The 9,434-nt window shown below is 50.0% G+C and carries 7 protein-coding genes; 1 reads left to right on the top strand and 6 read right to left on the bottom strand.

All coding sequences use genetic code 11. The features are described 5' to 3' along the window. The first annotated feature begins 146 nt into the window (after positions 1-146). Positions 147-965: an ion transporter gene (locus tag BQ2633_RS08725; RefSeq protein WP_075566516.1), complete on the top strand. Its 819-nt coding sequence runs from the start codon at positions 147-149 to the stop codon at positions 963-965. A 304-nt stretch (positions 966-1,269) separates the two neighbouring features. On the opposite strand, the gene hemG is transcribed toward BQ2633_RS08725, so the two are convergent. From hemG to BQ2633_RS08695, 6 genes are all read right to left on the bottom strand, one after another. Beyond that, complete coding sequence (hemG, locus tag BQ2633_RS08720) at positions 1,270-2,781, bottom strand: protoporphyrinogen oxidase (protein ID WP_346048488.1); 1,512 nt, start codon at positions 2,779-2,781, stop codon at positions 1,270-1,272. A gap of 17 nt (positions 2,782-2,798) precedes the next feature. Further along, positions 2,799-4,955: a TonB-dependent receptor plug domain-containing protein gene (locus BQ2633_RS08715; RefSeq protein ID WP_176720110.1), complete on the bottom strand. Its 2,157-nt coding sequence runs from the start codon at positions 4,953-4,955 to the stop codon at positions 2,799-2,801. A 188-nt stretch (positions 4,956-5,143) separates the two neighbouring features. Continuing rightward, on the bottom strand, positions 5,144-6,478 hold the full coding sequence (locus tag BQ2633_RS08710; protein ID WP_075566515.1) for an ABC transporter permease: 1,335 nt from the start codon (positions 6,476-6,478) through the stop codon (positions 5,144-5,146). A 171-nt stretch (positions 6,479-6,649) separates the two neighbouring features. Next, positions 6,650-7,801: an ABC transporter permease gene (locus BQ2633_RS08705; protein WP_075566514.1), complete on the bottom strand. Its 1,152-nt coding sequence runs from the start codon at positions 7,799-7,801 to the stop codon at positions 6,650-6,652. An 80-nt stretch (positions 7,802-7,881) separates the two neighbouring features. After that, complete coding sequence (locus BQ2633_RS08700; protein ID WP_075566513.1) at positions 7,882-8,256, bottom strand: four helix bundle protein; 375 nt, start codon at positions 8,254-8,256, stop codon at positions 7,882-7,884. 79 nt (positions 8,257-8,335) lie between these two features. Next, positions 8,336-9,325, bottom strand: a complete 990-nt coding sequence (locus BQ2633_RS08695) for an HlyD family secretion protein (RefSeq protein ID WP_075566512.1) — start codon at positions 9,323-9,325, stop codon at positions 8,336-8,338. Between the last annotated feature and the right edge of the window lie 109 nt (positions 9,326-9,434).

Below are 9,434 nucleotides of genomic sequence, written 5' to 3'. Positions count from 1 at the left end.
GTAGACCTCATGGTTAGTACTATAAGTCCACATAGTTAGTACAATATGACTACATAGTTCACACAAGTAGCCCTCATGGTTCGCACAAAAAGTAAACATTCCGATGGTACCAAAGGCTTGATACCCATAAAAACGTCCCTGATTGTATGAAATGTCCCACTTGGTTAGATAAAGAAAGACTATATCGCATCATATTTTTGGCAGACACTCCGGCAGGAAAAACTTATGACGTCTTGCTCATCATTGGCATCTTGGCAAGCATCATCACGGCTTTTGTGGAGAGTATGCCCTCACTCTCGCATCCCTTTCAATTAACGCTCGAGATTTTGGAGTACGTCTTTGCCGTGATCTTCACCTTCGACTATGCGGCACGTCTCTATTGCACGCGACGTCCCATGCAATATGCATTGAGTTTCTTTGGCATCATCGACCTCATCTCCACCCTTCCGCCCTATCTGGCGTTCATCTTCCCCGGAGCACGCTATATGCTTTTGCTTCGCTCCATACGGTTCATTCGCGTGTTTCGCGTGTTTCGCCTCTTCAGCTTCCTCAATGAGGGCTACCTCCTCTTGGAATCGCTGCGCAGGAGTTTCAACAAGATTCTGGTCTTTTTTCTCTTTGTCCTCATCTTGGTCACCTGCATCGGCACACTGATGTACATTGTAGAGGGCAACGCACCCCACACGCAGTTCACCGATTTGGGCACTTCGGTTTATTATGCCATCGTGACGATGACCACTGTGGGATTTGGCGACGTCACTCCTGTGACCCCTACGGGGAAATTCCTCTCGTCGATGGTGATGCTGTTGGGTTATACCATCATTGCTGTCCCCACGGGTATCGTGACGGCTACATTTGTCGATGAAACCTCCAAGCCAGTGCAACATGGATGTTGCCCTCGCTGCGGACACCGGGTGCGAAAGAACGACCGTTTCTGTTCACAGTGTGGGGAGAAATTAGTGTAACTGGAATTAACGCAACTACTATTGGCGTAACTGCAATTGGCGTAACCACTCTGCAAAATCTCTTTTGCTGGTGATTACGCCAATGAAATCTGTTCAGGATCTAATGACCGATTTGGGCTAAAAACACAAACACTTGGATGCAAGTCACAAGTGGGGAGATGAACAACACGTTGTGCCGTGAGACACCGTATTTCTCAAGATTGGTCTTCCTCAAGACTGTTTTTTCTCAAGGGGGATATTCCTCAAGGGTGATATTTCTCAAGATTGGTTTTTCTCAAGACGAGTATTCCCCAAGAGTGGCACCCTAAAGTCCGCAAGCCTGTTTGATGCGGTCGCTCATGCCGATGCCGTCTCGCAGATTGCCTGCGAGGGTGAGCGTTGGATATTGCGATTGAAGGGCAGCAATGGCTGCAAATCGCTGTGCCGATGAGGCTTCATATTGAGGAATGGCACGTGGATGGCGGAAGATGCGCACCAAGTCGGGCTGTAAATCGCGGGGCAATCCCAGCATCGTTTGGAGTTCTTCCAAAACAGTTTCGGTGATGACCTCATCGCTGGCTGCCACCCATTCGGGATGGCGCACACCTCCCATAAAGACGGAGAACAATGCCCCACCCTCGGGAGCGCGATGCGAAAAGCACGAAGAGGGAAAGAGAATGCCCAACACCTTTCGCCCTGCTGCGGAGGGCACTAACCCACCGAAGGCTTGAAACGAACGACCTTGCACATCCTTAAATCCGACAGCCACTTGCACCACTGGTGCATAAGTGAGTGTAGACACTTCTTTTAGCAACGATGATTCCACAAAAGGAAGGAGTTGTGGCAGCGCATAGGCTGGACAAGTGGTGATGACACGTTGCGCACGACAAACGAAATTGTTTTTTGCCGTTTGCATTTCTTTTTTTTCAGACAAATGTTCACCACAAGCCGAAGAAAGTTCAGAAACATCCAACATCGCGTCTTCTGTTGTGGTCACAGTGCCGTGGAGTTCCCAACCGTCTTTGCCTTCTGGGCGCAACACGGCAAAGGTGACGCCAAGATAGATGCGCTCGCGTCCGATGCCGTCAGCCAACTGCTCGATGAGACGTTCCATTCCGCCCTCGCACGACCACACTTCTTTGGTGGCAAGACGCTCTCGTTCGGTTTTGGGCGTGCGCATCTTCTGTATTGCTCCACGAATGAAACTGCCGTAGGTTTGTTCTAAGGCATACAATTTGGGCAATGCAAAACGAGTGACCAATTTGTCGGGATCGCCGGCATAGACTCCCGAAACAAAAGGATCAACAAAATTGCGGAAATAGGAATTTCCCAATCTGCGACGACTGATTTCGCCCACCGTTTCGTCGGGATTCACCCCGCGCTGGCGAAAGGGTTCTGCCAAAAGTCGAAACTTGTCGTAGAGGGTCACCAAAGGTGTGGTGAGTCCGCTCCACAATCCGTGGGGCATCTCCACAAACTTCCGTTTGTGCCAAATCCATCGTGCGTGCGCCTCTTTGCACGCTTTGAGCAAAGTGGATTTATCGAGAAGTTCAAACAGTTCTGCCACCTCAGGATGACTCAACGCACTCGTAGAAGGACCACTCTCAAAGGTGAAATCTCCCTCGTGGTAGGTGTGAATCTGTCCACCAATGCGATTTTCTCTTTCCACCACTGCCACATCCACTCCCTTTTGTCGGAGCATAAAGGCAGTGACAAGCCCCGTGAGCCCTCCACCCACCACCACAACTTCGTGGCAGTGAGAAGAGAGGGCAAGGCCTTGCGAGTTCTCGACACGAAGTTGCGTGTCGGGAGCCATGTTTTGCGAAGATGGTGCCATAGCGCACAGACTATCCATTAAAACTGATAATTAAGTGTGCAACCGAAAGTGAGCGGACGTCCAGCCTGTGCATAATTGTCACCAAATTTGAAGCCATAGACCACATATTTTGTAGAAGTCAAGTTCTTTCCCCAAAGTTCAACTCCCAAGTTTTTCCATTCCATACGCACTTTAGCATCGAGCAGCGCATAGAAATGTTGCTGAGTTTCATTGTCTTCGTGCCAATAGATGCGACCGAGGGCAGTAGTTCCGACAGAGAAAGTGAGTCGGTCCATCAAATTCAACGGTTTTTCCACGGTGTAATCTCCCATGGCAGAAAGCGTATGTCGAGGAGTGAGAGGGACAATGTGATGGGCATAATCCACCACCTTGACAGGTTTACCCGCTGCACCGACAGTTTCTTGTTTATATTCAATGAAGCGCGCATAGTTATAGCCATAAGCAGCACGCAACACTAAGCCTTTGATCGGAGAGGTGCGCACAGAAGCTTCCCAACCTTTGCTGTCTGAATGTCCAGCATTGTGCAAGATATTGCCCACTCCAGGCACCGTGAGTGCAACTTGCTGATCGCGCCAATCGGTGTAGTAGAGGGAGATTTGTCCTTCCGTAGCCCAAAATGGCAGATGGAAATGTGTTCCCACTTCATAGCTCCAGTTGGTTTCGGGCAAGAAGGTGCGCTCTGTCTCATAGCGGAAGGTTTGGTTGAATCCGCCAGCCTTGTATCCGCGTGCTACTTGCGCATAGAGATCGGCAGCCGCCCAACGATATTGCACTGCAAATTTAGGCGTGAGCTGAGAGAAATGCAATTTACTTACCCAATTTTGGTTGCCATTGGGCAAAGGCTTGCGAGTGGAAAGAGACGATTTCTCATTCTTACAGTCATCGGTGGCTTGTTCAAAATCGTAGCGCAAAGCAGCTGTCAATGAAAGTCCGCGCCACACATTGTAACTAGACTGATGATAGAAGGCAAAGGTCTGTGTGGACAAGAGATAATCTGTCACAAATCTTAAATCTGCGCCTTGCTTTGTTTTGGGCGAAGGCATATTATTCGCCACATCGATATTGTTTTTCACCCATTGTGACATACCAAAGAGACCAAACATCCACTGATAGCGCGAGTTTGTATTAGATTTCAGCGAAAACTCCTGACTCACCAAATTTTGACGAGTGCGATAATCCACCTCCGCATAGGGTTTTGGTGTGAAATCTTGGTCAATGGTTTGATGGTCTTTCAGATATTGATAAGACGTTTGGCTATTGAAGTCGAAACCTTTGCCCACATATTGCCAGCGCAGACCGTTGGTGTTGAGCAAACGCTCGTAGCCTGAGGGGTGATTGTAGTTTACCTCATTCACATGTTGGGTGTTTTTGTCCCACACACCGTAAGGGTAACCTCCTTGGTCCGTGTAGTCGACCATAGAGTTGAGGCGCATCGTCCAACGATCATTGGCACGCCACTCCACACCCACACGCGCATAGCGTTCTTTGAGCGCATCGGCATCTTGGTTGGTGTATTTGTTTTTGAAATATCCATCGCGATTGTGCGCACCAGCAGACAGAGAAACACCCCAACGGTTGTTGAAAGTGGTTTGGGTGGACAAGTTGGCTGAAAAATCTTTGAAATTGCCGTAGCCCAGGCGCAGGCGCGTGCCAGTGCGGTCGAAAGGCGAGAAAGTTTGCACATTCACAATGCCTCCAATGGCATTGCGACCATAGAGTGCGCCTTGTGCACCACGCAACACTTCTACGCTACGCACATCATCGAGGAGAAAGTCGAAGGCTGCTCCCTCAAAGTGGGGCACACCATCTACATAAAAACCTGCTGTGGGTGCTTTGGCTTTTGCTCCTATGCCACGAATGTAGAGCGGAGAGTTCTGTTTGCTCCCGTAATCGGGCATATAGAAGTTGGGCACTACGGCAGTGAGATCTTTGAGCGTGCGGAGTTGATGGTTATTCATCAGTGAAGATTCCACTTTCACACCAAGTTGAGGCGCAAGGTCTTTTTGATTGCGCTTCATTTCTTGAATTTGTGCTGTGGGAAGCACCACTTCGTGGCGTGACTCTGGGGCAACAGTAGCGTTTGCCATTGAGTCTGTGGGAAGTGTGGTTTTGTCGGTCCCTTGAGTTGTGGGAAGGCTGAGCAATGCGCTGCAGCAAAGGAGAGAAGTGAGCACTGTTATTATCTTTTTTATGTTCGACTGCAAAGGTACGTCATTCTCGCCAACCATAAAACCCTAAATTATGAGGATATTTCACCCCAAAAAGAGAAAGGAGATGTTGCAAAATTCGTTTTTGCAGCATCTCCATTGGGTCGATTGCTATCGTACAGTTCGTTATTGAGAAGACAACTTCCAGTCGTCTTTCATTTTCTTGTTCGGAAATTTTTCAAACTCATTTTCCGCCTTTCGTTGCGCCATGTCACCCACCATGCTATGAGGGTATAGACACCAGTTATGCACCAAAGGTGGCACCATTCGCGCGCCACATCCGAAAGACTGGCTCCCATCGAAGAAAGACGCACAAATCCGTTGATAGCTGGTGTGGAGGGAATCACTACACCTAGGGTTTTCCAATACCAAGGCATGGCACTTGCGGGCCAACTCACGCCACTCAAAAACAGCATCGGCACAGAGGTGAAGACAATGATCAAGATGATACTCTCGCGCTGATGAGCAAGGGCACTGAGGGAAATGGAAAACATGACCATAGCCAACAGGTAGGGCAGGATGAACAATGCCAAATCTCCAAACTCTGCCAACTGAGGGAAATGAAACAATCGGGGCACCACACCGAGCACAAAGGCGGCTACGGGGATGCTGATGGAGAGATAAGCCGAACTTCTGCCCAGCAGACTTCTCAAAGCGCGCATGGGGGCATGACGACGACGGGGATGCTGTGGGTGGAACCATCGGGGCTTTACCTCTGCGGCTTCCCCACGAGCCACAGCGGCTTCGGCAGCTTCGCGCTGATGCTTCACCTCTTCTCGGTGCGCCTCATCGGAGGCTTTGAGGATGGCAGCTGCGTCGAGTGTTAAATCGTCCGTGACTGGGAATCCATGTGTGCGGTCCATGCGCTCACGGCGCGTACCGGCTTCCATGCCCACGCCGAGTATCATGGTTTGCTGCAAGATGAGCACCAGCACTGCTGGGAGCAAAAAGGTGGCAAATCCGCTTTGAGGATTGTACAGCGCCACGTGTTCGTAGGTCAGGGGCGCAGTAGTGATTTCTTCTTGTCGCTGTGTGGCTCCGGGGGTGCGCGACACTTTAATGCGCGCATTGGTTTGCAGTGCCACATCGGTGGTGGTGGCGAGCACAGCTTTGTAGTAGAGCATGCCACTCATGTCGCAGTACACCTGCACACGCACGGGCGTTCCGCGTTGGAGGTCGCGATCCATCTGGCTCGGCAAGGAGACCACGCCATAGGCTTTGCGATGGCGCACGAGAGATTGCGCTTCGGCGAGAGAATTTGCATGAGCCACCACCTCCACATCGGGAGAGGCATCAAGGCGTCTCACAAAGTCGCGCGACAGACTGCTATGGTCGCCATCGACAACGACCACAGGCACATCACGCACCACTTCTTCATTATAGATAAATGCGTAGACGATGGGATAAATCAAGGGGACTACCAAAAGGAAGATGATGAGTCCTCCGTCGGTAAAGATGTCGCGCAGGGTGTTGCGAAAGGATTTATGCATATTATAATAGTTAGAAAGCCGTAACTCTCTGGTTCGGTTCTGTTCGTTGGTTTCGCTCGGCAGAGGCAAACAGTGGAGTTAAAGGACGGAATGTTGCGCCGTGCACCACAGCCCCTGGGATGCCTCCAACTGCACAAGCCTCACCAGCAAAAAATGCTGCGACGCATGCGCCTAAGGCATGTATTGGATCTTCGTGATAATCGTCTTGAATCTCGTGGAGAAAAGCAAGGGCAAGAGGGCAAATCCGATGAGTGCTCCCCAGAAAGGCCATGCCGACGACAAGGGCCAGCCGTCGAGGGCGCAGTTGACATAGAGGAGATAATAGTGTCTCAGAGGAAAGAGGTAGCTCACACCGTGGAGCATGGGATGCATCGCCATGGCTGGAAACGACATTCCGCAGATGCTAAACGAGAGGACGCCCCAGAGTGAGGCAAAACTTAGTCCGAAGCGCGGATTGGGCAGTGCACAAATCATCAACACGCCCATGCCTTGCGAGGCAAAGACGAAGAGACTGAGCAAACCGACCATAGTGAACCAGCTACAATGACATGGGAAGTGGAGATAGCCATAGAGATAAGCGCCCAAAGCCCATGCCACGGGAAGGAACAAGGCGGCTTGCGCGATGAGTTTGCCGTAGAGCGCTTGCCACGCCACGCCACGAGTGTGCACCAACATGGCACGTCCGTGAGACTCTTTGATTTCTTGTCCGATGGAAAACACCGTGACGAAGAAAATCATCAGGGAGAGCATGCCGGGAATGAGGATGTTCGACAGATATACGTTGTAGTTGAGCGAAGGATTCCCGATGGGATGCGCGTCCACTGCCACAGGTTGGAGGAAAGCCATTGCCTGGTCGTTGGTGGCTCCTTTGGCAATGAGCACCGAGCGAGTGGCAGCTCCCGAAGCCAGTTCGCTCATGGTGCGCATATCTTTATAGAGCAACGACCCTGCCATGAGGAAGGTGTTGTTGGTGTAGAACGACACCTTGGGTTGTTCTTGTCGGAGAAGCTTTTCGGTGGTTCCCTTGGGGAAATAGTAAAAAGCATAGATTTCTCCTCGCTGCATGGCATGTCGCGCCTCGGACACGTCAGCAAACTTATAGGCTATGCGTGTATTTTGAAAAGCATCTAGGTTGCGTGCAATGTTGCGCGTGGTAGTGGTATTGTCCATATCCACGAGTCCCACGGGCATTTCTGTGGGCAGTCCTTCTCCCATGAGCGATGTGAGCATCACCGCACTCACCAAGGGCACGATGAAGATGCAAAAGAGATAAATGGGACGCGAGAGCAGTCGTCGCCATTCTCGGAGTATTACTTTGAACATAGTAGACGTTAGACGTTAGACATTAGACGTTAGACATTAGACGTTAGACATTAGACGTTAGACGGTAGACGTTAGAGAGATTACCGAGATGAAATTTGCTGCAACGTAGACTTTATTAAACCGCTCAACATTCGTCCAATTTCTTGCGTTTGCATCAGTACGGGCTCTAACCTGTCCTTTGAAATATAACCTATAAGCTCACATAGCTCAAGTTGCGTTTCAAGTTCTGCTCGGGAGCCTTGGGCAATATAGAGGAAATGTACCATATCCTTTTGAGAAGACCGCGCATTTCCTTCTGCGATATTAGATGGAATAGAGATTGCAGCACGACGCATCTGATCAGAAAGACCATAAGTTTCTTCTTTGGGTAGTAAACGAATTAAGTTATAAATATCTACTACTAACTGCATAGCCTTTTGCCATACAAGTAATTCTTTATGATTCTTTCCTTGCATAGTTCTTTTATTTGATTCTCAATAATTTCTTACCGAGCGTTTTAGATGCTTCTAAATTCTAACGTCTAATATCTAACGTCTAATTTCTAACGTCTAAAACAACCGTCATTCCAGGGCGGAGGTCATTGATTTGGCTCACGGGAACTGCTTTCACAGCAAAGGTTTTGAGGTCATAACCGCCCATGGCCTTCGTGGCGCGCCACACAGCATACGAACCGACATCCTTGAGGTTGGTGACACGCAAACTCACCTCTTGGTTGTTCAAGGCAGGCACAAAGACAGTGATCACCGCACCTTTCTTAAAGCCCAGAAGTTGGTCTTCGCGAACATTGAAGTTCACCCACATCTTGTCCATCAAAGCCACCGACATGATGGGAGCACCCGAGCCCACAAGTTCGCCAACACTGGGATAGATATTGGTCACTTCGCCATCGAGTTGCGCCACGAGCACCATTTCTTTTTGGTAGCTCTTCACCTCACTGATGGCACCACTTGCACGATGCACCAAGGCAGCTGCCGCTTGTTTATCTTCGATTTGTGCGCCATTCTTCGCCATGTCATACTGCGATTTTGCTGCGCGCTCCGTAGCGATAGCCGCATCACGCTGAGCGGTTATCTCATCAAGCTTTTGAGCCGTGGCGACTCCTTCGTCGAAAAGGCGCTTCACACGTGCATAACTCTTTTCCATCACCTCACGACCGGCAATGGCTTTCTGCCACATCTCGTAGGCACCACGGATTTGTTCTTCACGCGCTCCCTTGTCGGCTTTGCGACTTTGGGCAGCGGCAGCAGCTTCTGCCGACTTGGCTTGCACCAACTTGGCATCTACTTCGGGAGCCTCGAGCAGAGCTAGGGTGTCGCCAGCGTGAACGAACTGACCTTCTTCAACGAGAATGTGTGCCACACGGGCAGGTACTTTGCTCGACACACGATATTCGGTGACATCGGCTTGACCTTGAATGACGTCCTTCTCGGGACGGAAGGCGAAATATCCGCATACGGCGGTGAGAGCTACGACAGCCACGATGAGAATGATGGCTGGAATATAATTGGGAGCTTGCTTTTTCATTTTAGAAAATAGAGATTAGACATTAGAGATTAGACGTTAGACGTTAGAGGCTAGAGCTTCTAGTTCTTCCAGAGCATCTAGTTCTTCTAGAGCTTCTAGCCTTTCTAGA

The organism is Ihuprevotella massiliensis, from assembly GCA_900095835.1.
In the GTDB taxonomy this organism is placed as follows: Bacteria; Bacteroidota; Bacteroidia; order Bacteroidales; family Bacteroidaceae; genus Alloprevotella; species Alloprevotella massiliensis.
This window is presented reverse-complemented; position numbering and strand designations above follow the sequence as displayed.

What these genes read in the sequence shown, in the direction of transcription:
- BQ2633_RS08725 (WP_075566516.1), top strand. Translation starts at nt 147, where the DNA reads ATGAAATGTCCCACTTGGTTAGATAAAGAAAGACTATATCGCATCATA.
- hemG (WP_346048488.1), bottom strand. Translation starts at nt 2,781, where the DNA reads ATGGCACCATCTTCGCAAAACATGGCTCCCGACACGCAACTTCGTGTC.
- BQ2633_RS08710 (WP_075566515.1), bottom strand. Translation starts at nt 6,478, where the DNA reads ATGCATAAATCCTTTCGCAACACCCTGCGCGACATCTTTACCGACGGA.
- BQ2633_RS08705 (WP_075566514.1), bottom strand. Translation starts at nt 7,801, where the DNA reads ATGTTCAAAGTAATACTCCGAGAATGGCGACGACTGCTCTCGCGTCCC.
- BQ2633_RS08700 (WP_075566513.1), bottom strand. Translation starts at nt 8,256, where the DNA reads ATGCAAGGAAAGAATCATAAAGAATTACTTGTATGGCAAAAGGCTATG.
- BQ2633_RS08695 (WP_075566512.1), bottom strand. Translation starts at nt 9,325, where the DNA reads ATGAAAAAGCAAGCTCCCAATTATATTCCAGCCATCATTCTCATCGTG.